Annotated in this window: 30 protein-coding genes; 22 read left to right on the top strand and 8 right to left on the bottom strand. The window is 56.5% G+C overall.

Annotated elements, in window-relative coordinates:
* The first annotated feature begins 101 nt into the window (after positions 1-101).
* Together fabB and FQK12_RS26350 are read left to right on the top strand one after the other, a co-directional pair.
* The gene (fabB, locus tag FQK12_RS26355) at positions 102-1,319 is read left to right on the top strand and encodes a beta-ketoacyl-ACP synthase I (RefSeq protein WP_014230276.1); all 1,218 of its coding nucleotides are present in this window, start codon (positions 102-104) and stop codon (positions 1,317-1,319) included.
* 204 nt (positions 1,320-1,523) lie between these two features.
* Positions 1,524-2,699: an MFS transporter gene (locus tag FQK12_RS26350; RefSeq protein WP_014230275.1), complete on the top strand. Its 1,176-nt coding sequence runs from the start codon at positions 1,524-1,526 to the stop codon at positions 2,697-2,699.
* Between the two features lie 39 nt (positions 2,700-2,738).
* Here FQK12_RS26350 and flk read toward each other — a convergent pair whose 3' ends face one another.
* Positions 2,739-3,698: a flagella biosynthesis regulator Flk gene (gene flk, locus FQK12_RS26345; protein ID WP_014230274.1), complete on the bottom strand. Its 960-nt coding sequence runs from the start codon at positions 3,696-3,698 to the stop codon at positions 2,739-2,741.
* A gap of 123 nt (positions 3,699-3,821) precedes the next feature.
* Here flk and pdxB point away from each other — a divergent pair, with 123 nt between their 5' ends.
* From pdxB to hisP, 15 genes are all read left to right on the top strand, one after another.
* On the top strand, positions 3,822-4,958 hold the full coding sequence (gene pdxB / locus FQK12_RS26340; protein WP_009654654.1) for a 4-phosphoerythronate dehydrogenase PdxB: 1,137 nt from the start codon (positions 3,822-3,824) through the stop codon (positions 4,956-4,958).
* A 62-nt stretch (positions 4,959-5,020) separates the two neighbouring features.
* Positions 5,021-6,034, top strand: coding sequence for an aspartate-semialdehyde dehydrogenase (locus tag FQK12_RS26335; RefSeq protein ID WP_014230273.1), 1,014 nt, complete (start codon positions 5,021-5,023; stop codon positions 6,032-6,034).
* Complete coding sequence (gene truA / locus FQK12_RS26330; RefSeq protein ID WP_009654666.1) at positions 6,034-6,846, top strand: tRNA pseudouridine(38-40) synthase TruA; 813 nt, start codon at positions 6,034-6,036, stop codon at positions 6,844-6,846. Before FQK12_RS26335 ends, truA begins: the two co-directional genes overlap by 1 nt.
* A 27-nt stretch (positions 6,847-6,873) precedes the next feature.
* Positions 6,874-7,533, top strand: coding sequence for a DedA family protein (locus tag FQK12_RS26325; protein ID WP_004123217.1), 660 nt, complete (start codon positions 6,874-6,876; stop codon positions 7,531-7,533).
* A 194-nt stretch (positions 7,534-7,727) separates the two neighbouring features.
* Positions 7,728-8,642: an acetyl-CoA carboxylase, carboxyltransferase subunit beta gene (accD, locus tag FQK12_RS26320; RefSeq protein WP_004870882.1), complete on the top strand. Its 915-nt coding sequence runs from the start codon at positions 7,728-7,730 to the stop codon at positions 8,640-8,642.
* Positions 8,643-8,714: 72 nt separating this feature from the next.
* Entirely contained in the window at positions 8,715-9,983 is a 1,269-nt protein-coding gene (gene folC, locus FQK12_RS26315) for a bifunctional tetrahydrofolate synthase/dihydrofolate synthase (RefSeq protein WP_014230272.1), read from the top strand.
* Complete coding sequence (dedD, locus tag FQK12_RS26310; RefSeq protein ID WP_014230271.1) at positions 9,973-10,659, top strand: cell division protein DedD; 687 nt, start codon at positions 9,973-9,975, stop codon at positions 10,657-10,659. The genes folC and dedD overlap by 11 nt, the downstream gene beginning before the upstream one ends.
* A gap of 199 nt (positions 10,660-10,858) precedes the next feature.
* The gene (gene cvpA, locus FQK12_RS26305; protein ID WP_004104143.1) at positions 10,859-11,347 is read left to right on the top strand and encodes a colicin V production protein; all 489 of its coding nucleotides are present in this window, start codon (positions 10,859-10,861) and stop codon (positions 11,345-11,347) included.
* A gap of 33 nt (positions 11,348-11,380) precedes the next feature.
* Positions 11,381-12,898, top strand: coding sequence for an amidophosphoribosyltransferase (gene purF / locus FQK12_RS26300; RefSeq protein WP_004123211.1), 1,518 nt, complete (start codon positions 11,381-11,383; stop codon positions 12,896-12,898).
* Positions 12,899-13,034: 136 nt separating this feature from the next.
* Positions 13,035-13,604 carry a UbiX family flavin prenyltransferase gene (locus FQK12_RS26295; RefSeq protein WP_004852887.1) on the top strand — a complete coding sequence of 190 codons (570 nt, stop codon included), beginning with the start codon at positions 13,035-13,037 and terminating at the stop codon, positions 13,602-13,604.
* A 291-nt stretch (positions 13,605-13,895) separates the two neighbouring features.
* Positions 13,896-14,678, top strand: coding sequence for a lysine/arginine/ornithine ABC transporter substrate-binding protein ArgT (gene argT / locus FQK12_RS26290; protein ID WP_014230270.1), 783 nt, complete (start codon positions 13,896-13,898; stop codon positions 14,676-14,678).
* Positions 14,679-14,935: 257 nt separating this feature from the next.
* Complete coding sequence (gene hisJ, locus FQK12_RS26285) at positions 14,936-15,718, top strand: histidine ABC transporter substrate-binding protein HisJ (protein WP_004123203.1); 783 nt, start codon at positions 14,936-14,938, stop codon at positions 15,716-15,718.
* 66 nt (positions 15,719-15,784) lie between these two features.
* On the top strand, positions 15,785-16,471 hold the full coding sequence (locus FQK12_RS26280; RefSeq protein WP_014230269.1) for a histidine ABC transporter permease HisQ: 687 nt from the start codon (positions 15,785-15,787) through the stop codon (positions 16,469-16,471).
* Positions 16,468-17,184 (top strand): histidine ABC transporter permease HisM, encoded by a 717-nt coding sequence (gene hisM, locus FQK12_RS26275; protein WP_004852883.1) that lies wholly within the window; start codon positions 16,468-16,470, stop codon positions 17,182-17,184. The genes FQK12_RS26280 and hisM overlap by 4 nt, the downstream gene beginning before the upstream one ends.
* A gap of 7 nt (positions 17,185-17,191) precedes the next feature.
* The gene (gene hisP, locus FQK12_RS26270; RefSeq protein WP_004852881.1) at positions 17,192-17,965 is read left to right on the top strand and encodes a histidine ABC transporter ATP-binding protein HisP; all 774 of its coding nucleotides are present in this window, start codon (positions 17,192-17,194) and stop codon (positions 17,963-17,965) included.
* A gap of 41 nt (positions 17,966-18,006) precedes the next feature.
* Here the strand turns inward: hisP and FQK12_RS26265 are convergent, their stop codons facing one another.
* The 6 genes from FQK12_RS26265 to yfcG all read right to left on the bottom strand — a co-directional run bounded on the left by FQK12_RS26265 (position 18,007) and on the right by yfcG (position 21,582).
* Positions 18,007-18,504 (bottom strand): GNAT family N-acetyltransferase, encoded by a 498-nt coding sequence (locus FQK12_RS26265; protein WP_046877205.1) that lies wholly within the window; start codon positions 18,502-18,504, stop codon positions 18,007-18,009.
* 67 nt (positions 18,505-18,571) lie between these two features.
* Entirely contained in the window at positions 18,572-19,138 is a 567-nt protein-coding gene (locus FQK12_RS26260) for a hypothetical protein (RefSeq protein ID WP_014230267.1), read from the bottom strand.
* Between the two features lie 3 nt (positions 19,139-19,141).
* Positions 19,142-19,396: a hypothetical protein gene (locus FQK12_RS27940; protein ID WP_014230266.1), complete on the bottom strand. Its 255-nt coding sequence runs from the start codon at positions 19,394-19,396 to the stop codon at positions 19,142-19,144.
* A gap of 214 nt (positions 19,397-19,610) precedes the next feature.
* A complete protein-coding gene (locus FQK12_RS26250) occupies positions 19,611-20,504 on the bottom strand; it encodes a TIGR01777 family oxidoreductase (RefSeq protein WP_014230265.1) in 894 nt (297 codons plus the stop codon).
* A gap of 20 nt (positions 20,505-20,524) precedes the next feature.
* On the bottom strand, positions 20,525-20,887 hold the full coding sequence (folX, locus tag FQK12_RS26245; protein ID WP_004104107.1) for a dihydroneopterin triphosphate 2'-epimerase: 363 nt from the start codon (positions 20,885-20,887) through the stop codon (positions 20,525-20,527).
* 65 nt (positions 20,888-20,952) lie between these two features.
* Positions 20,953-21,582, bottom strand: coding sequence for a GSH-dependent disulfide bond oxidoreductase (yfcG, locus tag FQK12_RS26240; protein WP_014230264.1), 630 nt, complete (start codon positions 21,580-21,582; stop codon positions 20,953-20,955).
* Positions 21,583-21,791: 209 nt separating this feature from the next.
* On the opposite strand from yfcG, the gene yfcF reads away from it, so the two are divergent.
* The 3 genes from yfcF to yfcD are packed head-to-tail and all read left to right on the top strand — an operon-like array spanning position 21,792 to position 23,657.
* Complete coding sequence (yfcF, locus tag FQK12_RS26235; protein ID WP_014230263.1) at positions 21,792-22,436, top strand: glutathione transferase; 645 nt, start codon at positions 21,792-21,794, stop codon at positions 22,434-22,436.
* 56 nt (positions 22,437-22,492) lie between these two features.
* Complete coding sequence (gene yfcE / locus FQK12_RS26230; protein WP_014230262.1) at positions 22,493-23,044, top strand: phosphodiesterase; 552 nt, start codon at positions 22,493-22,495, stop codon at positions 23,042-23,044.
* 58 nt (positions 23,045-23,102) lie between these two features.
* Complete coding sequence (yfcD, locus tag FQK12_RS26225; protein WP_004852867.1) at positions 23,103-23,657, top strand: NUDIX hydrolase YfcD; 555 nt, start codon at positions 23,103-23,105, stop codon at positions 23,655-23,657.
* A gap of 4 nt (positions 23,658-23,661) precedes the next feature.
* Here yfcD and FQK12_RS26220 read toward each other — a convergent pair whose 3' ends face one another.
* Positions 23,662-24,681 carry a LacI family DNA-binding transcriptional regulator gene (locus FQK12_RS26220; protein ID WP_014230261.1) on the bottom strand — a complete coding sequence of 340 codons (1,020 nt, stop codon included), beginning with the start codon at positions 24,679-24,681 and terminating at the stop codon, positions 23,662-23,664.
* Between the two features lie 235 nt (positions 24,682-24,916).
* Between FQK12_RS26220 and FQK12_RS26215 the strand changes: the two genes are divergently transcribed.
* Positions 24,917-25,360 (top strand): PTS sugar transporter subunit IIA, encoded by a 444-nt coding sequence (locus FQK12_RS26215; RefSeq protein ID WP_014230260.1) that lies wholly within the window; start codon positions 24,917-24,919, stop codon positions 25,358-25,360.
* Positions 25,361-25,439: 79 nt separating this feature from the next.
* Positions 25,440-25,712 (top strand): PTS sugar transporter subunit IIB, encoded by a 273-nt coding sequence (locus FQK12_RS26210; RefSeq protein WP_004870916.1) that lies wholly within the window; start codon positions 25,440-25,442, stop codon positions 25,710-25,712.
* The last annotated feature ends 3 nt before the right edge of the window (positions 25,713-25,715 follow it).

Here is a 25,715-nt window from a genome sequence, read left to right as displayed (position 1 = left end):
CAAATTTATACACAAATTGGCTGATCGGACTTGTTCGGCGTACAAGTGTACGCTATTGTGCGACTCGAAACTTAATATAGTGCGACTTACAGAGGTATTGAATGAAACGTGCAGTGATTACTGGCCTGGGCATCGTTTCCAGTATTGGTAATAACCAGCAGGAAGTCCTGGCATCTCTGCGTGAAGGACGCTCCGGGATCACTTTCTCTGAAGAGTTTAAAGATTCAGGAATGCGCAGCCACGTATGGGGCAACGTCAAACTGGACACCACCGGCTTGATCGACCGTAAAGTGGTTCGTTTCATGAACGATGCCTCTATCTATTCCTATCTTTCCATGCAGCAGGCAATTGAAGATGCTGGCCTGAAAGATGAAGTCTATCAGCAAAACCCGCGCGTGGGCCTGATTGCCGGTTCTGGCGGTTCTTCTAAATCTCAGGTTTTCGGCGCTGATGCAATGCGCAGCCCGCGCGGTCTGAAAGCGGTTGGCCCCTACGTGGTGACCAAAGCGATGGCGTCCGCGGTATCCGCTTGCCTTGCAACACCGTTCAAAATCTACGGCGTGAACTACTCCATCAGCTCCGCCTGTGCGACTTCCGCCCACTGCATCGGTAACGCTGTTGAACAAATCCAGCTGGGCAAACAGGACATCGTGTTTGCCGGCGGCGGCGAAGAGCTGTGCTGGGAAATGGCGTGTGAATTCGACGCGATGGGCGCGCTGTCCACCAAATACAACGAAACGCCAGAAAAAGCGTCTCGTACCTATGACACCCATCGTGATGGTTTCGTTATCGCGGGCGGCGGCGGTATGGTTGTGGTTGAAGAGCTGGAACATGCTCTGGCGCGCGGCGCGCACATCTATGCTGAAATCGTTGGCTACGGCGCAACGTCCGATGGCGCAGACATGGTTGCCCCGTCCGGTGAAGGTGCGGTTCGCTGCATGAAGATGGCGATGGACGGCGTTGACACACCGATTGACTACCTGAACTCCCACGGTACTTCTACTCCGGTAGGCGATGTGAAGGAGCTGGGGGCGATTCGTGAAGTCTTCGGTGATAACAGCCCAGCGATCTCCGCGACCAAAGCGATGACCGGCCACTCCCTGGGCGCCGCTGGCGTACAGGAAGCTATCTACTCCCTGCTGATGCTGGAACACGGCTTTATTGCGCCGAGCATCAACATCGAAGAGATGGACGAGCAGGCCGCCGGCCTGAATATCGTGACCGAGCCGACCGAACGCGCGCTGACGACCGTGATGTCTAACAGCTTCGGCTTTGGCGGGACTAACGCCACGCTGGTCATGCGCAAATACCGCGCATAACGAACACGCTTTACAAGGGGAGCCAACGGGCTCCCTTTTTTGTATTCTTGACAGACCCCCGGGAGAAAAGGCAAACTCCTGGCACAACATTATTCTCTCAGATAATGCGTAAGCGTTTAACGTCATCCAACGCGCCTTAACCCTGATAATCAGGTGGAGAGGGCGTGGTCTCACCTCGCCTTACTCTGCGAACTGGAGTAAAGCATGTCCGCAGTCACTGAAACAAAACGCACTCCTTCAGCGAATGGTTCGCTGTTTCGGATCACGTTCGCCGTTTTTCTCACCTATATGACCGTCGGCCTGCCGCTACCGGTTATCCCTTTGTTTGTCCATCAGGAACTGGGATTTGGCAATACCATGGTTGGCGTCGCCGTCGGTATCCAGTTTCTGGCGACCGTATTAACCCGCGGCTATGCCGGCCGCCTTGCCGATCAGTACGGCGCCAAACGCTCTGTCCTGCAGGGGATGTTGGCCTGCGCGCTGGCGGGGGGCGCCTGGCTGTGCGCCGCGCTGCTGCCGGTGCCGGTCATGGCGAAGTTTGGCCTGCTGGTGCTTGGCCGTCTGATCCTGGGTTTTGGTGAAAGCCAGCTGCTCACCGGTAATTTAAGCTGGGGGATGGGGCTGGTGGGGCCCATGCGCTCCGGTAAAGTCATGTCGTGGAACGGTATGGCGATATACGGCTCTCTGGCGGCCGGGGCGCCGCTGGGGCTGCTGATCTACAGCCATTACGGCGTCGCGGCGCTGGCCTGCGTCACCATGGTGCTGCCGTTAGTGGCCTGGGCGATTAACGGCACGGTGCGTAAAATTCCTGCTCACGGCGGCGAGCGGCCGTCGCTGTGGAGCGTGGTGGGAATGATCTGGCGGCCCGGTATCGGTCTTGGCCTTCAGGGCGTCGGCTTCGCGGTAATTGGCACATTTGTCTCTTTGTATTTCGCCAGCAACGGCTGGGCGATGGCCGGTTTTACGCTGACCGCGTTTGGCGGGGCGTTTGTCCTGATGCGCGTACTGTTTGGCTGGATGCCGGACCGCTTCGGCGGGGTGAAAGTGGCCATCGTTTCGCTGCTGATTGAAGCGATAGGCCTGGCGCTGCTCTGGCAGGCGCCCAATGCCTGGATCGCGCTGGCGGGGGCGGCGCTCACCGGCTGCGGATGCTCGCTTATCTTCCCGGCGCTGGGCGTCGAGGTCGTGAAGCGGGTACCGCCGCAGGTACGAGGAACGGCGCTTGGCGGCTATGCCGCGTTTCAGGATATCTCTTACGGCGTCACCGGCCCGCTTACCGGGCTGCTGGCGACGTCGTTAGGCTACTCTTCCGTCTTCCTGGCCGCGGCAATATGCGCCGTGCTGGGGATCCTGGTTAGCCTGGTGTCGCTGCGTAAGTAGCGCTTCATTCGGCCCGGCATGCGGGCCGATGATATCTCCTTAAATCACCAGCCACAGCAGGGCAAGCACCACGATAACTGCCAGCGCGATAACCCACGGTTTTTTCAATACCAGCCACGGTGAGGCGGGAGGCGCCTGAACCGGCGGGATCGCCAGCGTCTCCTGGGCTCTGGCGACCCTGAGCACGAAAATTTTGTTGAGCAGCGTCAGCAGCTGCGCCGCGCTGAGCGGCGTTTTCGCCGTCGCGTGCCAGTGGGTTTGGGCAAAATCCATCACTCTTTGCCATTCCGCGGCTTCAAGCGGCTGTTTTAATGCGGCCTGCAGCGAGGTCAGCGTCGGCGCAGCCTGCGAACTGAGCGTTTGCCGGGCATGTAGCCAGTACGAGAGGGGAGTGAAGTGGGTCGCCGGGATCAGCTCTCCGCTCTTGACGCCGCTTAGCTCCAGCATGGATTGCCAGATAAGCTTGCTGGACTCGCCGGTGGCCGCCGCGAGTCTGGTCACCTGCTGATTGAGCGTGTTGTGCTCCGCGGGCAGCAGCGGACGATGCGTTGGCGGGCGCTGCTGCGGCTGAGGAATCGAGAGCTGGCCGCTTTGCAGGAGCTGCAGAACATTCTCCAGCTGCGGCTGGGACAAGGCATGCAGGGCGGTTTGACCGTCATGCTGACGAATATAATCGCTGACCGCCTGGCGATTGTTGCCCTGATTCAGCAGCTCGCTCAGCTGCGCCAGGATTTGCCGACGGTGATGATTTTGCTGGGCGAGGATTAGGCGCTGGTTCAGGCTGTTCTCGGCGGCGGCAAAATGGCTTGCCAGCAGCGGCGCGTCGTTTTTCAGGCTCAGATCGTGTTTTACGCAGGCCCACACTTCCGCATTTTGCTGGGATGTTAAAGCCACCAGGCGCGTAATGAGCCGCTCAAGCGCGGTACGCTGCTGAGTGGTGAGCGGAGGTTCGCCTGAGCCCGGAGGGCGATCGGACATACCTGAAACGGGTTGCGTCATGATTAATCCTTTGCGTATTGCTGTACTAAATTACTGTACTAAGGGCCGGGTGGTGATGTTCCTGGCGGGCAGATTATGGCACACTTCCCCGGTTTACTCTCGCTCTCAGACAGGTACTGAACCGTGAAAATCCTCGTTGATGAAAATATGCCCTATGCGCGCGAGCTTTTTAGCCGCCTGGGGGAAGTGAAGGCCGTTGCAGGTCGCCCTGTCCCGGTTGAAGCGCTGAATGACGCCGATGCGCTGATGGTGCGATCCGTCACCAAAGTTAACGAAGCGCTACTTTCTGGCAAAGCGATCAAATTTGTTGGCACCGCGACGGCGGGTACCGATCATGTCGATCAGGCGTGGCTACAGCAGGCGGGAATCGGTTTTTCCGCGGCGCCGGGCTGCAACGCTATCGCGGTGGTGGAATATGTGTTTTCCGCGCTGCTCATGCTGGCCGAGCGTGACGGTTTTGCGCTGGCCGACCGTACCGTCGGGATCGTGGGCGTCGGCAACGTGGGCGGGCGTCTGCAAAAACGCCTTGAGGCGCTGGGAATCAAAACGCTGCTCTGCGATCCGCCGCGCGCCGATCGCGGCGACGAGGGGGATTTCCGCTCCCTTGACGAGCTGGTGCAGGACGCGGACATTTTGACGTTCCATACCCCGCTCTATAAGGAAGGGCAGTACAAAACGCTGCACCTGGCGGATGAGGCGCTGATTCGCCGCCTGAAGCCGGGGACGATTTTAATCAACGCCTGCCGTGGTCCGGTGGTGGATAACGCCGCGCTGCTGCAGCGGCTGCAGGCCGGGCAGGCATTAAGCGTGGTGCTGGATGTTTGGGAGCCGGAGCCGGATCTGAATACCGAATTGCTCAAGCGGGTGGATATTGGTACGCCGCATATTGCCGGCTATACCCTTGAAGGCAAAGCGCGCGGTACGACGCAGGTTTTTGAGGCCTACAGCGCGTTTATTGGTCATCCACAGCAGGTGGCGCTGGACACGTTGCTACCGGCGCCGGAGTTTGGCCGCATTACGCTGCACGGGCCGCTCGATCAGGCAACGCTAAAACGGCTGGCGCATTTGGTGTATGATGTGCGCCGCGATGATGCGCCGCTGCGAAAAGTCGCGGGCGCTGCGGGCGAGTTCGACAAACTGCGCAAAAATTATCAGGAACGCCGTGAATGGTCTTCGCTGTACGTACAGTGCAGCGATGCGCAGGCGGCGACGCTGTTGCGCCAGCTGGGCTTTAACGCCGTTCATCATCCTGTTCGTTAATATCATCTTAATGCTCCTGCTGGATAATCCGGCAGGGCCGCTTTTTTCTGGAGTACACCACCATGTCTGAAGGCTGGAATATTGCCGTACTGGGCGCAACGGGCGCCGTAGGCGAAGCCCTGTTCGAAACGCTTGCCGATCGTCAGTTCCCGGTGGGGGATATTTATGCGCTGGCGCGTAGCGATAGCGCCGGTGAACATCTGCGTTTTTCGGGCAAGTCGGTTATCGTTCAGGATGCGGCGGAATTTGACTGGACCCAGGCCCAGCTGGCCTTTTTTGCCGCCGGTGTAGAGGCCTCCGCCGCGTATATCGAAGACGCCACTAACGCGGGCTGCCTGGTGATTGATTTAAGCGGTCTGTTTGCGCTGGAGCCGGACGTGCCGCTGGTGGTACCGGATGTTAACCCGTTCGTACTGGCGGATTACCGCAATCGTAACGTTATCTCGGTCGCGAATAGCCTGACCAGCCAGCTGCTGTCGGCGTTGAAACCGTTGATCGATCGGGGCGGCCTGGCGCGTATCAGCGTGACCAGCCTGCTTTCCGCTTCCGCTCACGGTAAAAAAGCGGTCGATGCCCTCGCGGGGCAGAGCGCCAAATTGCTTAACGGTATTCCGATCGATGAAGATGATTTCTTCGGTCGTCAGCTGGCGTTCAATATGCTGCCGCTGCTGCCCGATCGTGAAGGAAGCGTGCGTGAAGAGCGCCGTATCGTCGATGAGGTCCGCAAAATCCTGCAGGATGATGGCCTGATGATCTCCGCAAACGTCGTTCAGTCGCCGGTGTTTTACGGCCACGCGCAGATGGTGAGTTTTGAAGCGCAGCGTCCGCTGGCCGCCGAAGAGGCGTGCGATGCCTTTAGCCTTGGCGAAGATATCGAACTGTCCGAAGAGGGCGAGTTCCCGACGCAGGTCGGCGATGCTTCCGGTAACGCCCGCCTCTCCGTCGGCTGCGTGCATAACGACTACGGTATGCCTGAGCAGGTGCAGTTCTGGTCCGTCGCCGATAACGTCCGTTTTGGCGGCGCGCTGATGGCGGTGAAAATCGCTGAGAAGCTGGTTCAGGAGTATTTGTACTGATGTCTGAGATGGAGCAGCCGCCGGTCTACAAAATCGCGCTGGGCATCGAATACGATGGCAGCAAGTACTACGGCTGGCAGCGGCAGAACGAAGTCCGCAGCGTACAGGAGAAGCTGGAAAAGGCGCTCTCGCAGGTAGCGAACGAGCCTGTTAACGTTTTTTGCGCGGGCCGTACGGATGCTGGCGTTCACGGTACCGGTCAGGTCGTGCATTTTGAAACCCGCGCGCAGCGTCAGGATGCCGCATGGACGCTGGGCGTAAATGCGAATTTGCCCGGCGATATTGCGGTGCGCTGGGTAAAGCCGGTTCCACCGGATTTTCATGCCCGCTTCAGCGCCACGGCGCGTCGCTATCGTTATGTTATCTATAATCATCGTCTGCGGCCGGCGGTATTGAGCCGCGGCGTAACCCATTATTACCTCCCGCTGGATGCGGAGCGGATGCAGCGCGCCGCTCAGTGTCTGCTGGGAGAGAATGATTTCACCTCGTTTCGTGCGGTACAGTGCCAGTCGCGCACGCCGTGGCGCAACGTGATGCATATTAACGTCACCCGTTATGGTGCATATGTGGTGGTGGACATCAAAGCGAATGCCTTTGTACATCATATGGTAAGGAACATTGTCGGCAGTCTGATGGAAGTAGGTGCCGGTAACCAGCCAGAGAGCTGGATTGCAGAACTTCTGGCGGCAAAAGACAGGACGCTTGCTGCCGCAACGGCAAAGGCGGAAGGATTGTATCTGGTGTCGGTCGACTACCCGGCCCACTACGACCTCCCGGTCATGCCGATGGGCCCGCTGTTTCTGGCGGACTAACCGGGTTATTAAGGGCTAACGCAAACTATGGACCTGATTCACTTTTTAATTGATTTTATCCTGCATATTGATGTGCATCTGGCTGAACTGGTCGCGGAGTACGGCATTTGGGTATACGCGATTTTATTTTTGATTCTGTTCTGCGAAACTGGCCTGGTGGTCACGCCGTTCCTGCCGGGGGATTCGCTGCTGTTTGTGGCAGGCGCGCTCTCCGCGCTGCCGACCAACGATCTCAACGTGCATTTAATGGTGCTGCTGATGGTCATTGCCGCGATTGTTGGCGATGCCTTGAACTACACGATTGGCCGGCTGTTTGGCGAAAAGCTCTTCAGTAATCCCAATTCGAAAATTTTCCGCCGCAGCTACCTGGATAAGACCCATAGCTTCTACGAACGCCACGGCGGTAAGACCATCATCCTGGCCCGTTTCGTGCCGATCGTCAGAACGTTTGCGCCGTTTGTGGCGGGAATGGGGCATATGTCCTATCGTCATTTTGCGATGTATAACGTTGTTGGCGCGCTGCTGTGGGTACTGTTATTTACCTACGCGGGTTATCTGTTCGGCGATTTGCCGATCGTCCAGGAAAACCTTAAGCTGCTGATCGTGGCGATTATCGTCCTGTCCGTATTGCCGGGCGTGATTGAAGTCATCCGCCACAAGCGGGCGGCGGCGAAACAGGCGAAATAACGCGGCGACGATCTTCGGGCGGTATGCCGCCGCCCGAAGAGTGAAGTGTGAGCGGTTCGACCACTTTTTTATCCCATGTTACGGGATGTTATGATTTAATGTGCAACATTCATGGTCTGTGAGGGGCAAAAATGGCATTATGCGCCCCTTGCGACAAAACTGGCATCGACCAGGTTCAGGTAGAAAGGTTATCAATGAGCTGGATTGAACGAATTAAAAGCAATATAACCCCCACCCGTAAGGCAAGTATCCCTGAAGGTGTATGGACCAAGTGCGACAGCTGCGGTCAGGTATTGTACCGCGCAGAGCTGGAGCGCAACCTGGAGGTTTGCCCTAAGTGCGATCACCACATGCGTATGTCGGCGCGCAACCGCCTGCATAGCCTGCTGGACGAAGGTTCCCTCGTGGAGCTGGGAAGCGAGCTCGAGCCGAAAGATGTGCTGAAGTTCCGCGATTCGAAAAAGTATAAAGACCGTCTGGCGTCCGCCCAGAAAGAGACCGGCGAAAAAGACGCGCTGGTGGTCATGAAAGGCACCCTGCATGATATGCCGGTTGTTGCCGCCGCTTTCGAATTCTCCTTTATGGGTGGGTCGATGGGCTCCGTGGTCGGCGCGCGCTTTGTTCGCGCGGTTGAGCAGGCTCTGGAAGACAACTGCCCGCTGATTTGCTTCTCCGCATCCGGCGGCGCCCGTATGCAGGAAGCGCTGATGTCGCTGATGCAGATGGCGAAAACCTCCGCTGCGCTGGCGAAAATGCAGGAGCGCGGCTTGCCGTATATCTCCGTGCTGACCGACCCAACCATGGGCGGCGTGTCTGCGAGCTTTGCGATGCTGGGCGATCTCAACATCGCTGAGCCAAAAGCGCTGATCGGCTTTGCCGGCCCCCGCGTTATCGAGCAGACCGTTCGCGAGAAGCTGCCGCCGGGATTCCAGCGCAGCGAGTTCCTGATTGAGAAAGGGGCGATCGACATGATCGTACGCCGCCCGGAAATGCGTCTGAAGCTGGCCAGCATTCTGGCGAAGCTGATGAACCTTCCGGCGCCAAATCCGGAACCCGCTCACGAAGGTGAGGTGGTGCCACCGGTGCCGGATCAGGAACCAGAGGCCTGATAATGCAGAGGGCAGGCCTGACGGCGCTGCCCTTTTTTTTACGCGTAGTTATCCTAACTCTTGCCGGACATCATGGAAAAACAACCTATTCCTCAGGCCACGTCGCCCCTGGCTACGTGGCTTTCTTATCTGGAACATCTGCACAGCAAAACTATCGATCTCGGGCTGGCGCGCGTCAGCGAGGTCGCGCAGCGGATGGCGGTAATGAAACCTGCGCCGTTTGTCTTTACGGTGGCGGGGACCAACGGCAAAGGCACCACCTGCCGTGCCCTGGAGTCGGTGCTGATGGCGGCGGGCTATAAGGTTGGCGTTTACAGTTCGCCGCATCTGGTGCGCTACACAGAGCGGGTGCGGGTGCAGGGCGAAGAGCTGGCGGAGCTCGCGCATACGACCTCTTTTGCCGAAATTGAAGCCGCGCGCGGCGAGATTTCCCTGAGCTATTTCGAGTTTGGCACACTCTCCGCGCTGTGGCTGTTTCAGCAGGCGCGGCTGGATGTGGTGATTCTTGAGGTGGGCCTGGGCGGCCGCCTGGATGCGACCAATATCGTCGATGCTGACGTGGCGGTGGTGACCAGTATTGCCCTCGACCATACCGACTGGCTGGGGCCCGATCGCGAAAGCATCGGCCGCGAAAAGGCGGGGATTTTCCGCCCTGGTAAACCGGCTGTCGTCGGCGAACCCGATATGCCGTTGACCATCGCTGAGGTGGCGAGCGAAAAAGGGGCGCGGCTCCTGCGCCGTGACGTTGACTGGCAGTATGACGCCGGTGAACAAGGCTGGTCCTTCCGCGATCGTCAGGGGGCGTTAAGCGATCTGCCGCTGCCGCAGGTCCCGCTGCCGAATGCGGCTACGGCGATTGCGGCCTTGCGCGCCAGCGGGCTTAAGGTCAACGAGCAGGCGTTGCGCGATGGCGTTCAAAACGCGATGCTGCCGGGGCGTTTTCAGATAATCAGCGATGCTCCCCGGACGATCCTGGACGTTGCCCATAATCCGCATGCGGCGGCCTATCTCGCCGGGCGTCTCAAAACCTTATCGAAAACGGGGCGCGTGCTGGCGGTTATTGGTATGCTGCATGACAAGGATATCGCGGGAACGCTGGCAAATTTGCAGGCCGAAGTTGACGACTGGTACTGCGCGCCGCTGGAAGGGCCGCGCGGAGCCACGGCGGAGCAGCTGCTGGAACATTTGCGCGCAGGTAAAGTCTATACTAGCGTCGCTGAGGCGTGGCATGCCGCGATGGCGGACGCCGGGCCTGAAGATACGGTGCTGGTGTGTGGTTCATTCCATACGGTGGCGCATGTAATGGAAGAAATAGACGCGGGGAGAATCGGTGGCGAGTAAGTTTCAGAACCGTTTAGTCGGGACGATTGTGCTGGTGGCGCTGGGGGTGATTATCCTGCCAGGGCTGCTGGATGGTCAGAAAAAACATTATCAGGATGAGTTTGCCGCCATTCCGCTGGTGCCAAAACCGGGGGATCGCGATGAGCCGGATATGCTGCCAGCGGCGACCCAGGCGCTGCCTTCGCAGCCGCCTGAAGGGGCGGCGGAAGAGGTGAGGGCCGGCGATGCCGCTGCGCCATCGCTGGATCCGTCGCGGATACCGGTGAACAACAACAGTTTTGATGTGGTGCAGGAGCCAGTGGTCGCACCGAAACCACAGCCGAAACCTCAGCCGAAGCCGGTAGAGAAGCCGCAACCGCAACCACAGCAGCAGGTTGCGGCGCAGACGCCGCCGCCTAAACCGCAGCAGCAGGCTGAAATTCCGGTACCGACCGGTAAAGCCTATGTGGTGCAGCTTGGGGCGCTGAAGAACGCCGATAAGGTCAACGAGATTGTCGGTAAGCTGCGCGCTTCCGGCTTTAAAGTTTACACGTCGCCTTCGACGCCGGTGCAGGGTAAAATTACCCGTATTCTCGTGGGGCCGGATACCTCGAAGGATAAGCTGAAAGGTCAGCTTGGTGAGCTGAAGCAGCTTTCGGGACTTAGCGGCGTGGTCATGGGCTACAGTCCGAACTAACTCTCTCTTTTTTAAAGGAGTAGAGTGCTGAAACTCCTGTCTGACGCGCCCTGAAGAGGCGAAAGGCAGTATGGCGTTGAATGTTTTTTCAGCGCCATTTTTATTTCTGTAGGGCACGGAAATCCCTACGCAAACGTTTTCTTTTTCTGTTAGAATGCGCCCCGAACCGGACGACAGGGCGTAAAATCGTGGGACGTATATGGTCTGGATTGATTACGCCATAATTGCGGTGATTGGTTTTTCCTCACTGGTTAGCCTGATCCGCGGCTTTGTTCGTGAAGCTTTATCGCTGGTAACCTGGGGATGCGCTTTCTTTGTTGCCAGTCATTACTACACTTACCTGGCTGTCTGGTTCACGGGCTTTGAAGACGAACTGGTCCGAAATGGGATTGCTATCGCGATACTGTTTATCGCAACGCTTATCGTCGGCGCTATCGTTAACTTTGTGATAGGTCAGCTGGTGGAAAAAACCGGCCTGTCGGGAACCGACAGGGTGTTAGGGATCTGCTTTGGCGCCCTGCGCGGGGTGCTAATCGTCTCGGCGATTCTGTTCTTTCTCGATAGCTTTACCGGTATGGCGAAAAGCGAAGACTGGCAAAAGTCTGAGCTTATCCCACAGTTCAGTTTCGTTATCAGATGGTTCTTTGACTATCTGCAGAGCTCGTCAAGTTTCTTGCCCAAAGCATAAGCGTTGGGATGTAGCTTAACGAGGAAAAGACGTATGTGCGGTATTGTCGGTATCGCCGGTGTTATGCCGGTAAACCAGTCGATTTATGACGCGTTAACGGTGCTTCAGCATCGTGGCCAGGATGCCGCAGGCATCATCACCATTGATGCGAACAACTGTTTCCGTTTGCGTAAGGCGAACGGTCTGGTGAGCGACGTTTTTGAAGCTCGCCATATGCAGCGTATGCAGGGCAATATGGGTATTGGTCACGTTCGTTACCCGACGGCTGGCAGCTCCAGCGCCTCCGAGGCACAGCCTTTCTACGTCAACTCGCCATACGGCATTACGTTGGCGCACAACGGTAACCTGACTAACGCTCACGAGCTGCGTAAAAAGCTGTTTGAAGAAAAACGCCGCCACATCAACACCACCTCTGATTCCGAAATCCTGCTCAATATCTTCGCCAGCGAGTTGGACAACTTCCGCCACTATCCGCTGGAAGCAGACAACATTTTTGCGGCGATCGCCGCCACCAACCGCCAGATTCGCGGCGCTTATGCCTGCGTGGCGATGATTATCGGTCACGGCATGGTCGCTTTCCGCGACCCGAACGGCATCCGTCCGCTGGTGCTGGGCAAGCGCGATATCGGCGATGGCCGCACCGAGTATATGGTTGCTTCGGAAAGCGTGGCGCTGGATACGCTGGGCTTTGAGTTCCTGCGCGACGTGGCGCCTGGTGAAGCGGTGTATATCACCGAAAAAGGCCAGCTGTTTACTCGCCAGTGCGCGGAAAACCCGGTCAGCAACCCGTGCTTGTTCGAGTACGTCTATTTTGCGCGTCCGGACTCCTTCATCGACAAAATTTCCGTTTACAGCGCCCGCGTCAATATGGGCACGAAGCTGGGCGAGAAAATTGCCCGCGAGTGGGAAGATCTGGATATCGATGTGGTCATTCCCATTCCGGAAACCTCCTGCGATATCGCGCTGGAAATTGCCCGCATCCTCGATAAGCCGTATCGCCAGGGGTTTGTTAAAAACCGCTACGTTGGCCGTACCTTTATCATGCCCGGTCAGCAGCTGCGCCGTAAGTCCGTGCGCCGTAAGCTTAACGCCAACCGCGCCGAATTCCGCGATAAGAACGTGCTGCTGGTGGATGACTCCATCGTGCGCGGCACCACCTCTGAGCAGATTATCGAGATGGCGCGCGAAGCCGGGGCGAAGAAAGTGTATCTGGCCTCCGCTGCGCCGGAAATTCGCTTCCCGAACGTGTATGGCATCGATATGCCAACCGCCAATGAGCTGATAGCCCACGGGCGTGAGGTAGATGAGATCCGCCAGATCATCGGCGCCGATGGCCTGATTTTCCAGGATCTGGACGATCTGATTGACGCGGTGCGCGCGGAGAATCCGGATATTCAGCAGTTTGAATGCTCGGTGTTCAACGGTATCTACGTCACTAAAGATGTCGATCAGCAGTATCTGGACTATCTCGACTCTCTGCGTAACGACGACGCGAAAGCGGTTCAGCTGCAGAATGAAGTTGAAAACTTAGAGATGCACAACGAAGGGTAATCCTCTGTTTTGCTGAGAGCCCGCGGTCTGACGGCCGCGGGCTTTTTTATTTTCTCGCGCCAAATGCGGGTCCGCGGTTGCGTCGGAGACTATAATCCGGCAAAGTCTGCGCCATTGTGTGAAAGGGGCAATCATCGTGAAGCGACTCATTATCGGTATTTCTGGCGCCAGCGGCGCGATTTACGGCGTACGCTTGCTCCAGGTTTTGCGCGAAGTTTCGGATGTCGAAACCCATCTTATTTTAAGCCAGGCCGCGCGCCAGACGCTGGCGCTGGAGACGGATTTCTCCCTGCGCGAGGTGCAGGCGTTAGCCGACGTGGTGCACGATGCCCGCGATATCGCCGCCAGCATCTCTTCCGGCTCTTTTAAAACCGCCGGGATGGTGATTTTGCCATGCTCAATGAAGACCCTCTCCGGCATTGTTCATAGCTATACCGACGGGCTGCTGACCAGGGCGGCGGACGTGGTGCTTAAAGAGCGCCGGCCGCTGGTGCTGTGCGTACGGGAAACGCCGTTCCACCTTGGCCATTTGCGGCTGCTGGTCCAGGCGGCGGAAATGGGCGCGGTGATTATGCCGCCGGTTCCGGCGTTTTATCATCGCCCGAAAAGCCTGGACGATGTGATTAATCAGACGGTCAATCGCGTGATCGATCAGTTCGATATCTCTCTCCCGCAAGACCTCTTTTCCCGCTGGCAGGGCGCGTAGGGCGCACTAAGATAGTGCGCTTTGTTCACATCCGCCTCCCCGCAGTGCAATTTTGTCGCCTCGATCAAATCCTCAACATTTAATTTGTTTTTTTGCGCTGCGGCACTGCGGTTTATCCGTTATTGCTGGTATCTTCCCTTTTAAGACAAACCTGCAACCTTTATTTAACAAATTTAACGCCATTTCCAGCACGCACTGAGAAAATGGCATAAAACGTGCAAGCTTTTGTCGGCAGTACAAATAACAAGATAACGCATCGCATAACAACATCACGACACTTAAGGGTAACCTATGAAGAAGACGGTCCTGGCTCTCTCTTTAATGATGGGAATTTGCAGCGCCTCCAGCGCGTTCGCCGCGCTGCCGCAGAGTATCCGCATTGGCACCGATGCCACCTACGCGCCTTTCTCTTCAAAGGATGCGAAAGGGGATTTCGTGGGTTTTGACATTGATTTGGGTAACGAACTCTGTTCGCGCATCAAAGTAAAATGCACCTGGGTCGGCAGCGATTTCGACTCCCTGATCCCGTCGCTGAAGGCCAAGAAAATCGACGCCATTATCTCTTCGCTGTCGATTACGGAAAAACGCCAGCAGGAAATCGCCTTCTCTGACAAGCTCTACGCGGCCGACTCCCGCCTGATCGCCGCCAAAGGCTCGCCGATTCAACCGACGCTGGAATCCCTCAAAGGCAAGCATGTTGGCGTACTGCAGGGCTCCACCCAGGAGGCCTATGGTAATGAACGCTGGCGCAGCCACGGCGTGGACGTTGTGGCCTATCAGAATCAGGATTTGATCTACTCAGACCTCGCTGCGGGTCGCCTGGACGCCGCGTTGCAGGATGAAGTGGCCGCCAGCGAGGGCTTCCTCAAGCAACCTGCCGGTAAAGATTTTGCCTTTGCCGGTCCTTCCGTTAAAGACAAAAAGTTCTTCGGTGATGGTACCGGCATCGGCCTGCGTAAGGACGATAGCGAGCTGAAGGCCGCGTTTGATAAAGCGCTGGCCGACATGCGTAAAGACGGCACCTACGACAAAATGGCGAAGAAATACTTCGACTTCAACGTTTACGGTGATTAAGACGCCCGCTGGCCCGCACGCCGGGCCATGCGCATCCCTTTCTGTCTGATTTTGGTGCAGCTGCGCTTTTAGCGGATCAATTTGGTGCAGGAAATTGCGCACGCGATGTTAAAAAGTGCATAGTTAAGCGTTTCCGATGCGAAAAAATTTGCTTTCCGGCGCAGAATGCTTTGCCTTACCGGGGCGAATAATGGCACGATAACTGCCGTAAGTACTTCTAATAAATCCGTTAGAATGACAGTCTGTTGAGGATAGTTATGAAAAAACTGGCGTTGTCTCTCTCTTTAGCGCTGGCCCTTTCCAGCGTTTCCACTGTATTCGCAGCCATTCCGCAAAAAGTCCGCATCGGCACCGATCCTACTTATGCCCCGTTCGAATCGAAGAATGCGCAGGGTGAACTGGTGGGTTTTGACATCGATCTGGCAAAAGAGCTCTGTAAGCGTATCAATACGCAATGTACCTTCATTGAGAACCCGCTGGACGCGCTGATCCCTTCTTTAAAAGCGAAGAAAATCGACGCCATTATGTCTTCGCTTTCGATCACCGAAAAACGCCAGCAGGAAATTGCCTTCACCGACAAACTGTACGCGGCTGATTCGCGCCTGGTCGTGAAAAAAGGCAGCGATATTACGCCAGACCTCGCGAAGCTGAAAGGCAAGCGCGTTGGCGTTCTCCAGGGTACCACCCAGGAAACCTACGGCAACGAGCACTGGGCGCCAAAAGGCATTGAAATCGTTTCCTATCAGGGACAGGACAATATTTATTCCGACCTGACTGCCGGACGCATTGACGCGGCGTTCCAGGATGAAGTCGCCGCCAGCGAAGGCTTCCTCAAACAGCCTATCGGCAAGGATTATCAGTTCGGCGGTCCGTCGATTAAAGACGAGAAGCTGTTCGGCGTCGGCACCGGTATGGGGCTGCGCAAAGAGGATAACGAACTACGTGAAGCACTGAATAAAGCCTTTGCCGAGATGCGCCAGGATGGCACCTACGACAAGCTGGCGAAGAAATATTTCGATTTTAACGTGTACGGCGACTAACCATCCCGCGTACCCCGTCGCGCGTTATTTTGCGCGCGATGGTTGATGACAGACAGGGCAGACAGCATGCTGTACGGGTTTTCACAGGTTATTTTTCAGGGCGCGCTGGTCACCCTTGAGCTGGCGTTAAGCTCGGTCGTTCTGGCGGTGCTTATCGGTCTGGCGGGCGCCGGGGCGAAACTTTCCAACAATCGTCCGTTGGCGTTGATTTTTGAAGGCTATACCACCTTAATCCGCGGCGTGCCCGATCTGGTGCTGATGCTGCTGATTTTCTACGGGCTACAGATTGCGCTCAACGGCGTAACCGATGCGCTTGGCCTGGCGCAGTTTGATATCGACCCCATGGTGGCGGGGATCATCACGCTGGGCTTTATTTACGGGGCCTACTTCACCGAAACCTTTCGCGGCGCCTTCCTGGCGGTGCCAAAGGGACATATTGAAGCGGCGACGGCCTTCGGCTTTAGCGGTGGGCAAACCTTTCGTCGTATTCTGTTTCCGGCAATGATGCGCTATGCGCTGCCCGGAATCGGCAACAACTGGCAGGTTATCCTCAAAGCGACCGCGCTGGTCTCACTGCTGGGACTGGAAGATGTGGTCAAGGCAACCCAGCTGGCGGGTAAAAGCACCTGGGAGCCGTTCTACTTTGCCATCGTCTGTGGCCTGATTTATCTGGTATTTACAACGGTTTCCAATGGTGTGCTGCTGATGCTCGAACGCCGTTATTCTGTGGGCGTGAAGAGGGCCGACCTGTGATTGATATTATTCAGGAGTACTGGAAATCCCTGCTGTGGACCGACGGCTATCGCTTTACCGGCGTGGCGATTACGCTCTGGCTGCTGATCTCTTCCGTGGTGATGGGCGGCATCCTGGCGGTTTTCCTCGCCATTGGCCGAGTGTCGAGCAATAAATTTATCCAGTTCCCCATCTGGCTGTTCACCTATATCTTTCGCGGCACGCCGCTGTACGTCCAGCTGCTGGTGTTCTATTCCGGAATGTACACGCTGGAGGTCGTCAAAGGCACAGAACTGCTGAACGCCTTCTTTCGCAGCGGCCTGAACTGTACGGTGCTGGCGCTGACGCTGAATACCTGCGCCTACACCACGGAGATTTTCGCCGGGGCGATTCGTTCAGTGCCGGCAGGCGAGATAGAAGCCGCCCGGGCGTACGGTTTTTCGTCGGTCAAAATGTATCGCTGCATTATTTTGCCTTCCGCGCTGCGTATTGCGCTGCCTGCATACAGCAACGAAGTGATTCTGATGCTGCATTCCACCGCGCTGGCTTTTACCGCCACGGTGCCGGATCTGCTGAAAATTGCCCGCGATATTAACTCGGCAACCTACCAGCCGTTTACCGCCTTCGGTATTGCCGCAGTACTGTATTTAATTATCTCGTATGTGTTGATTAGCCTGTTCCGCAGGGCGGAAAAGCGCTGGCTCCAGCATATCAAACCTTCTTCGACGCACTGAGAACGCCATGTCCGACAATAAATTAAATGTAATCGATCTGCATAAACGTTACGGAGAGCATGAAGTACTGAAGGGCGTCTCACTGCGGGCGAAAGCCGGAGACGTGATCAGTATTATTGGCTCATCCGGTTCCGGGAAAAGTACCTTTTTGCGCTGTATTAACTTTCTTGAGAAGCCCAGCGAAGGGACGATCGTTGTTAACGGGCAAAACATTGGCCTGGTTCGCGATAAAGATGGTCAGTTAAAGGTTTCTGATAAAAATCAGCTACGTTTGCTACGTACTCGCCTGACGATGGTATTCCAGCATTTTAACCTGTGGAGCCATATGACGGTGCTGGAAAACGTGATGGAGGCGCCGATTCAGGTACTGGGCCTGAGTAAACAGGAAGCGCGCGATCGGGCGGTAAAATACCTGGCGAAAGTCGGTATTGATGAACGACAGCAGATTAAATATCCGGTTCATCTCTCCGGCGGCCAGCAGCAGCGCGTTTCCATTGCCCGCGCGCTGGCGATGGAGCCCGACGTACTGCTGTTTGATGAACCGACGTCGGCGCTTGACCCTGAACTGGTGGGCGAAGTGCTGCGGATCATGCAGCAGCTGGCGGAAGAGGGGAAAACCATGGTCGTGGTCACCCATGAAATGGGCTTTGCACGCCACGTCTCCTCGCACGTGATCTTCCTGCATCAGGGCAAAATTGAAGAAGAAGGGCATCCTGACGAGGTTTTCGGCAATCCGAAAAGCCAGCGTCTGCAGCAGTTCCTGAAGGGCTCTTTGAAGTAAACACTGTCCAGCCCCCGGCGGAACACTCTCCGTCGGGGCGGCTAACGCTCCAGCCGATACACCCAGTCGTCATAGTCAATGCCGTTCAGATGATACGCTTTTTCGAGCACCTGAATGCGGATAAAGCCGTGTTTTTCCAGCAGACGGGAAGAGCCAGCGTTACTGCCCAGCACCCAGGCATTTATTGCGTGAACGCCGAGCTGCTGAAATCCGTAGTCGCAAATCGCTTTTAGCGCTTCACTGGCGTAACCCTTCCCCTGAGCCTCAGGCAGGAGAGCGTATCCGACATCCGCTTCGTGCGGATTTTTACCGCTGATGCGCAGGCCAATATCGCCAACCGCTGCGCCGCTGGCGTCGCGCAGTACGAATACGCCCGGGTCAGCGCAGCGTGATGCAAACAGCGTCCGCAGCGCCGGCTCCTCAAGAATCTCGCCCATATAGCGCATCACTTCCGGGTCTCGTCGTAAGCGCAGGAAAAAAGGCCAGTCGGATGAGTGAAACGGAGAGAGGCGCAGGCGCGGAGTGGTGAGTATTCTCATAAAGCGGTCCATAGCGGTGGATTATTCCGCCACCTTAACATCATAAAGCGCCGGAAGGGCAATGCGTCTAAGCAACCGTCGGACAAGCCCGGGGCTGATTTCCGAAGCCGTGAAGATAGCGCAGCACGGTGGTGCTCTCCGACGTCGCCCTCAGTTGTAGCGCCAGGTTGAGGTTATCCAGAACTGTCGCGTGGGCGACCAGCGGTGAATCTTCGGCAAGCCGTCCTTCCATCACCAGCCAGCCCACGACGGTTTTCCAGCGCCACAGCGGGGAATTGCCTTTAACCCGCTGTACCGGCCCGGGAAACTGACCTGAGCCTCGTGCGCCATCTTTTAATAAGGCGACGGCCTGTCGCGTCAGGCCGGTAAGTTCGGCAATATCGCTTAAACCGACCAGCGCGGAATCGACGGATTCAACCCGCGCGTTCAGAGCCGATGCGGATTCGATATCGGCAATCGCTGACAGAATAGCCTGCTCAAGAGAGTCTCTTTCGCGATCGAACTCCAGATAGACCGCCGTTCCGTAAAAACAGACCAGTGCGTCAGCGCAGCCTGCGGCATGCAGCGCATCTTCCAGACCCACGGTACGAGCAGTTACGCCGGAGAGGGTGAGCGTAAAATTATACAGCGCCATGGTTTAATCCTTCTTGTGGTTAATCTGACCCGAGGCAGGCGGCTGGCAGCGGTCGACCATTCTGATAATTTGCCTGGCGTGGTTAATGGGTACCGCAGGCGTTGACCAGATGCTCATCATATGTTCCCGGTGCCGGGCTGTCCCACACATCAACCTGCCAAAACAGTGAGCGCTTTTGCCGCCAGTGATAAAAATCCAGTCTCGTGCCAGTGCGTAGTCAATAGCTGCTCTGATATGTTTATCCGGATATTCCTTCATCAATTCGTCCTGGTAATATTGAATAAATTGTTGACGAATGTCAACGGTGTGATGGTGTTAAATTACACGCAGGGTTATGGCAGAGTGAAAGGCATATCACTGGAATGAGATTCACAGTTAAGGCGACACAGGACTGGTGATTTTTACGCGCTGCGAAGCGGGTTCCATAAATTAATTAATCAGGGAGAGCGATACTCTCCCTGATGGACCTGGACTACCGCAGCACATCGGCGAGGGCTTCTTCCAGATCGTACCAACGAAAGCCAAATCCGGCGGCTTCCAGGCGTTTAGGCAGCGCGCGCTGGCCGCCGAGTACCAGAACGGAAGATTCTCCCATCAGCAGGCGAATAGCCGCCGCCGGGACGCGGAAAATGGCAGGGCGATTTAGCGCATGCCCCAGCGCGTGGGCGAATTGCTCGTTGCGCACAGGGTAAGGGGAAACCATATTAAACGGCCCCCGCAGGTCGTTATCCAGCAGCCAGAGAATACCGTTGACCATGTCGTCGATGTGGATCCACGCCAGATATTGCCTTCCGCTACCGATAGGGCCGCCGAGGCCAAGCTTAAAGGCCGGCGTCATTTTGGCCAGAATACCGCCTCGCGGCGCCAGCACCACGCCGGTACGCAGCAGGCAGACGCGGGTGCGATCGCTCTGCGCTTCGCAGGCGATTTGCTCCCAGCGGGCGCAAAGCTTGTGGGTAAACTCGTTGTGCGGTGGCTCCTCTTCGGTTACCACGACTTCACCGAGGTCGCCATAATAACCGGCGGCGGAGCCGCTAATCAGCACCGAGGGCGGCGTATCGCTGGCGTTGAACAGCGTGACCAGCTTTTGCGTGGTATCCCAGCGGCTGTGGCAGAGACGCTGTTTCTGCTCCGCCGTCCAGCGCTTATCGGCGATCGGCTCACCGGCCAGATTAATGACGGCATCAATGCCGTTGAGGTTCGCCTGATGCTCGAAATCGCGCCACAGGGTGACGCGCGAATCGAGGCGGCTTTTGGCCTTTTCAGGGCTGCGCGTTGAAACCGTTACGTGATGTCCAAGCTCCAGTAGCCGGGGGATCAGATGGCGGCCAATCAGGCCGGTACCGCCAGTAAGCAGAACGTTCATAGCGCCTCCCTAAGATGCGTCTAGCGCCGCCAGCTCATCGTCATGGATACCGAATCAGCGTAGCGCAGCGCATGCAGTTTATCGATCTCTACTTCAGCATATGTGACCCAGTGATGTTCGCGTGCGATGTCGAGCACATCCTGAGTTAATTTTTCCAGCAGAGAGAAGCGGTTATTCTCAATATGGCTAATAATGCGCTTGGTGATGGTGCGGTAGTTCAGCGCATCGTTAATATCTTCGCTGTTGCGCGATTTTTCCGCCGGGTAGTGGATCGCGACGTTAACCACCACGTCCTGGCGGTTGGCGATCTCTTCCTCTTTAATTCCGATAAAAGTACGCAGGCGCAGGTTCTTAATTCGAATAATGGCGTCTGGTTGAGACATGGCAGGCTTCCTCCGTGTAGTAATTTCCGCAATCATACATCAAAGCTTCCCGGGCGAGCAGGGGGTTAATGGGCTTCTGTTTTCAGAAGCGCTTCAACGGTGGCCGGGCGCTGGCGAATGCGTTCAAACCAGTTATGCACCGCCGGGTAATTGGCAAGGTCGATACGCTGGCGCTGATGGGCATTCACCCACGGCCAGCAGGCGATATCGGCGATGCTGTAGTGATTGCCGCCAAGCCAGGGACTCTCGCCAAGGCGCCGATTGAGCACGCCATACAGGCGCTGCGTTTCCACCTGATAGCGCTCAATGGCGTAGGGCACCGCCTGCGGAGCAAAGTGGTTGAAGTGATGATTTTGTCCGAGCATCGGCCCCAACCCGCCGACCTGCCAGAATAACCACTGTAGGGTGACGTGGCGCTCGCGGAGCTCGCCGCTCAGTAATTTTCCCGTTTTTTCAGCCAGATAGAGCAGGATGGCGCCGGATTCAAACAGGCTTAATGGGCCACCACCGTCGGCGGGAGCGTGGTCAACGATCGCCGGGATCTTGTTGTTGGGTGAGATCGCGAGAAACTGCGGATGAAACTGTTCCCCCTTGCCGATATCCACCCGGATGAGGCGATACGCCAGCTGCGCTTCTTCGAGGAATAACGTGATTTTGTGGCCATTAGGAGTGGGTGCGTAGTAAAAATCGATCATGAAAATTCCTCGCCGTCACAGGTCGCAAACTTTTCGAGTATAGGTGAACTGGCATCATCCGACAGGTTTGCCTCATCCTGGATGACTTTCGCCGATCGCGTTCACCCCCTGAGAAGTATGTAAGATCCTCAGCGTGGCGGTCAGTGACATCCTCTGAAAGACAGGATATGTTGGCGTATTGCCCCATTACATTAGCCATTGAGGATGCTATGAGCCAGCCCGCGATTACCCTGTGGTCCGACGCCGATTTTTTCTCGCCATATGTGATGTCCGTATACGTTGCCCTGCAGGAAAAGAGCCTGCCTTTTACCCTGAAAACCGTTAACCTCGACAGCGGCGAACATTTGCAAAGCGGCTGGAAAGGCTACAGCGCGACGCGTCGCGTACCGCTGCTGGAGATCGGGGAATTCTTCCTGAGCGAATCCTCCGCGATTACCGAATATCTGGATGAGCGCTTTGCGCCCCCGGAATGGGAGCGGCTTTACCCGCATGACCTGCAAAAGCGCGCGCGGGCGCGTCAGGTGCAGGCCTGGCTGCGTAGCGATTTAATGACGATTCGCGAAGAGCGCTCCACGGACGTGGTCTTTGCCGCAGCAAAGAAACCTCCGCTCAGCGAAGCCGGGAAAAAAAGCGCCGACAAGCTGTTTGCAACGGCTGGCGTTCTGCTGTCCCATGGCGGGCAGAATCTATTTGGCGAATGGTCCATTGCCGATACCGACCTGGCGCTGATGCTCAATCGCCTGGTCCTGAACGGCGATGAGGTTCCCGCCGCGCTGGTGGATTACGCCACCTTCCAGTGGCAGCGGGCGTCGGTTCAGCGCTACGTCGCACTCTCAGCCAAACGCGCGGGCTGATAAGCGCCAGCGGTTCCGTTATCATAGCGGCATCGTAATGCGTGGAGATGAAATGTATGAAGCTGATGTTTGCCTCGGATATCCACGGCTCTCTGCCTGCCGCTGAACGCGTGCTTGCGCTGTTCGCGCGCAGTGGGGCGCAGTGGCTGGTTATCCTCGGCGATGTGCTCAATCACGGGCCGCGTAACGCCCTTCCCGAAGGCTATGCGCCGGCCCAGGTCGCGGAGGCGCTAAATAGCGTGGCGGAGCGGGTGATTGCCGTACGCGGCAACTGCGACAGCGAAGTCGATCAAATGCTGCTGCGGTTCCCCATTACCGCCCCCTGGCAGCAGGTTTTGAGCGCGCGAACCCGTCTGTTTCTGACCCACGGGCATCTGTATAGCCCCGAAAATTTGCCTCCTCTCGCCGCTGGCGATGTGCTGGCTTATGGCCATACTCATATTCCGGTTGCCGAGAAACGCGGCGAGATTTTTCTCTTCAATCCCGGCTCGGTCAGCATCCCTAAAGGGGGATTTACCGCCAGCTACGGTCTTCTGAACGAGGGGCAATTGCAGGTTTTAGCACTCGATGATAATCAGGTTATTGCAGAGGTCGCAATTTACCCGTAATTTACCCCTCAACCGTATAGACGCGCCGCAAGAGCGCTTTAAAAAGTAAGGTTTCCTGATGGCGGAACAGAATCATTTGGCAAGCACAGAATGGGTCGATATTGTTAATGAAAACAATGAGGTGATAGCACAGTCCAGCCGCGAACAAATGCGTGCGGAGTGCCTGCGTCATCGAGCGACCTACATTGTTGTTCATGATGGGATGGGCAAAATCCTGGTGCAGCGTCGTACCGAAACAAAAGATTTCCAGCCGGGCATGCTGGACGCCACCGCCGGCGGCGTGGTGCAGGCTGACGAGCAAATGCTGGAATCCGCGCGCCGTGAGGCGGAAGAAGAGCTCGGTATTGCCGGCGTGCCTTTTGCTGACCACGGGCAGTTCTACTACGAAGATAAACACTGCCGCGTCTGGGGCGGCCTGTTTAGCTGCGTATCGCACGGCCCGTTCGCGCTGCAGGAAGAAGAAGTGAGCGAAGTGTGCTGGCTGACGCCGGAAGAGATCACCGCCCGCTGCGATGAGTTCACTCCGGACTCATTAAAAGCGCTGGCGCTGTGGATGACCCGCAATGCGAATAATGAGTCAGCAAAAAGCGAAAAGCAGGAAGAGGCTGAGTAGTTTTCTAACAGCTGTCCCTCATGCATAAACTGGACGCGATGGGCTTTCTGTCGCTCCAGTTTCCCTCCGTAAGACGCTCCAGAAGGGCGCGCCCGGCTTCTATACCAATCTTATGGTGCGGTACCGCCATGGTCGTTAACGGCGGCTGGCAGACCCGGCTCACGTCGCTGTCGCCAAAACCGACGACGGCTAAATCATCCGGTACCTTTATGCGCCGACGCTGACATTCATACAGCGCTCCGCATGCCAGCTCATCGGAAACGCAAACCAGCGCATCCAGCTCCGGCCATGCCAGCAAAAACTCCGGCAGCTGTGAAGCTCCGGTGGAAAAGTTGGCGGGCAGCGCGGCGTTAATTACCCGGTTAGGCGACATATGATGGCGCAGCATGGCTTTATACCACCCCTGCAAATGCTGCTGAAAAATCCACTGTTCCTGATTGGCGCACAGCAGACCGATATTCTGATAGCCGCGGTGGATGAGCATCTCCGTCAGCTCGAACATCGCCGCCACGTTATCAATACCGATATTCATGTCGATCGGATCGGCGCGCATTGCGCCCATCTCCACCACCGGAATCGAGGCGTTCTTCAGCCAGTGGCGTACGGTATCGCTGTGTTCAACGCTAAGCAGAATGGCGGCGGCGATGTTAGAGGCCAGCAGCGTTTCCAGCAGCTTTTCTTCCTGCTCCAGACGGTGCTGCGATTCTGCCAGCATGATTTGATACCCTGCCGGCTGTAATATCTGCTGAAGCCCGGCAAACATCGCCGAACAGCCCGCCTCGGCAAGATTTGGTACCACCATCGCGATGGTTCTTGAGGAGGCAGACGCCAGCGCGCTGGCGGCGAGATTAGGCATATACCCTAGCTCTTGCACCGCCGCTTCGATTTTTTCACGGAGCTTATCGGAAACCTGTTCCGGCGTGCGAAGGGCGCGGGACACGGTCATCGTTCCCACACCAGCCAGCTGAGCAACATCGGCGATCGTGACTTTACCGGTACTACGCCGTTTTCGGGTTAGAGACATACATATTCCTGCTAAACAGACGTTTTTATTATCATCCATTACTTCACGTGTCAGGGAGTATACGCCTTAAACGGGCCTTTTTGCTGCGTTTTGATGGGATGATTACGAATTGATAGCGCTATCACAAATCTGAATGTTTAGCGTTGGTAGCGCTATCTTTGTGATCGTTCTCGCAGATAACTATTGGCTGCTTGCATAAAGTTTGCCCATCTTTTGCTAAAAGAGGCGGGACAAAATGCTCAAGACTTGGCTCTCTGATGCCACCATCGCGCTGCGGCAAAGCGTAGAGACCTGGCCACAGGCGCTGGACATCTGCGCCCGGCCGCTGCTGAAGGCCGACGTTATCGAACCTGCCTACGTGACGGCCATCGTGGAGCAGCACCAGCGGCTCGGGCCGTACTACGTGCTGGCCCCGGGACTGGCGATGCCGCATGCGCGGCCTGAGGAGGGCGCGAAGGGCCTGGGGCTGTCGCTGTTGAAACTGCAACAAGGGGTATCGTTTGGCTCTGAGGAGTTCGACCCGGTTGATATTATCATTATGCTTGCGGCGCCGGATAAACATAGCCATATCGAAATGATTTCTGCCCTGGCGGAATTATTTTCCAGCGATGAAGATATGAATAAATTACATCAGGCAACCAATATTGAGGAGATAAAAACGATCGTCGCGCGCTACTGATTCAATTTTATTATCCGGCTTATAACCCATTACGCGCCTGCGTGATGTGGACGTACTCTACCCAAAAAAGGTGATAACAATGAAAATTATGGCAATTTGCGGCTCTGGCCTGGGCAGTAGTTTTATGGTTGAGATGAATATAAAAAAGGTGCTTAAAAAACTCGATATCGAGGCCGAGGTAGAGCACTCCGATCTGTCGTCGGCAACGCCGGGCGCGGCGGATTTATTCGTGATGGCAAAAGACATTGCCGCCAGCGCCAGCGTGCCGGAAAGCCAGCTGGTGGTGATTACCAACATCATCGATATTAACGAACTCGAAGCGCAGCTGCGCGCGTGGTTCGCCAGACAATAATTA

Source organism: Klebsiella sp. ME-303, assembly GCF_007910085.1.
Taxonomy (GTDB): Bacteria; Pseudomonadota; Gammaproteobacteria; order Enterobacterales; family Enterobacteriaceae; genus Klebsiella; species Klebsiella michiganensis.
This window is presented reverse-complemented; position numbering and strand designations above follow the sequence as displayed.

Coding starts and splice junctions, on each gene's coding strand:
- fabB (WP_014230276.1), top strand. CDS start 102: ATGAAACGTGCAGTGATTACTGGCCTGGGCATCGTTTCCAGTATTGGT.
- FQK12_RS26350 (WP_014230275.1), top strand. CDS start 1,524: ATGTCCGCAGTCACTGAAACAAAACGCACTCCTTCAGCGAATGGTTCG.
- flk (WP_014230274.1), bottom strand. CDS start 3,698: ATGACGCAACCCGTTTCAGGTATGTCCGATCGCCCTCCGGGCTCAGGC.
- FQK12_RS26335 (WP_014230273.1), top strand. CDS start 5,021: ATGTCTGAAGGCTGGAATATTGCCGTACTGGGCGCAACGGGCGCCGTA.
- truA (WP_009654666.1), top strand. CDS start 6,034: ATGTCTGAGATGGAGCAGCCGCCGGTCTACAAAATCGCGCTGGGCATC.
- FQK12_RS26325 (WP_004123217.1), top strand. CDS start 6,874: ATGGACCTGATTCACTTTTTAATTGATTTTATCCTGCATATTGATGTG.
- accD (WP_004870882.1), top strand. CDS start 7,728: ATGAGCTGGATTGAACGAATTAAAAGCAATATAACCCCCACCCGTAAG.
- folC (WP_014230272.1), top strand. CDS start 8,715: ATGGAAAAACAACCTATTCCTCAGGCCACGTCGCCCCTGGCTACGTGG.
- cvpA (WP_004104143.1), top strand. CDS start 10,859: ATGGTCTGGATTGATTACGCCATAATTGCGGTGATTGGTTTTTCCTCA.
- purF (WP_004123211.1), top strand. CDS start 11,381: ATGTGCGGTATTGTCGGTATCGCCGGTGTTATGCCGGTAAACCAGTCG.
- argT (WP_014230270.1), top strand. CDS start 13,896: ATGAAGAAGACGGTCCTGGCTCTCTCTTTAATGATGGGAATTTGCAGC.
- hisJ (WP_004123203.1), top strand. CDS start 14,936: ATGAAAAAACTGGCGTTGTCTCTCTCTTTAGCGCTGGCCCTTTCCAGC.
- FQK12_RS26280 (WP_014230269.1), top strand. CDS start 15,785: ATGCTGTACGGGTTTTCACAGGTTATTTTTCAGGGCGCGCTGGTCACC.
- hisP (WP_004852881.1), top strand. CDS start 17,192: ATGTCCGACAATAAATTAAATGTAATCGATCTGCATAAACGTTACGGA.
- FQK12_RS26265 (WP_046877205.1), bottom strand. CDS start 18,504: ATGAGAATACTCACCACTCCGCGCCTGCGCCTCTCTCCGTTTCACTCA.
- FQK12_RS26260 (WP_014230267.1), bottom strand. CDS start 19,138: ATGGCGCTGTATAATTTTACGCTCACCCTCTCCGGCGTAACTGCTCGT.
- FQK12_RS27940 (WP_014230266.1), bottom strand. CDS start 19,396: ATGAAGGAATATCCGGATAAACATATCAGAGCAGCTATTGACTACGCA.
- FQK12_RS26250 (WP_014230265.1), bottom strand. CDS start 20,504: ATGAACGTTCTGCTTACTGGCGGTACCGGCCTGATTGGCCGCCATCTG.
- folX (WP_004104107.1), bottom strand. CDS start 20,887: ATGTCTCAACCAGACGCCATTATTCGAATTAAGAACCTGCGCCTGCGT.
- yfcG (WP_014230264.1), bottom strand. CDS start 21,582: ATGATCGATTTTTACTACGCACCCACTCCTAATGGCCACAAAATCACG.
- yfcF (WP_014230263.1), top strand. CDS start 21,792: ATGAGCCAGCCCGCGATTACCCTGTGGTCCGACGCCGATTTTTTCTCG.
- yfcE (WP_014230262.1), top strand. CDS start 22,493: ATGAAGCTGATGTTTGCCTCGGATATCCACGGCTCTCTGCCTGCCGCT.
- yfcD (WP_004852867.1), top strand. CDS start 23,103: ATGGCGGAACAGAATCATTTGGCAAGCACAGAATGGGTCGATATTGTT.
- FQK12_RS26220 (WP_014230261.1), bottom strand. CDS start 24,681: ATGTCTCTAACCCGAAAACGGCGTAGTACCGGTAAAGTCACGATCGCC.
- FQK12_RS26215 (WP_014230260.1), top strand. CDS start 24,917: ATGCTCAAGACTTGGCTCTCTGATGCCACCATCGCGCTGCGGCAAAGC.
- FQK12_RS26210 (WP_004870916.1), top strand. CDS start 25,440: ATGAAAATTATGGCAATTTGCGGCTCTGGCCTGGGCAGTAGTTTTATG.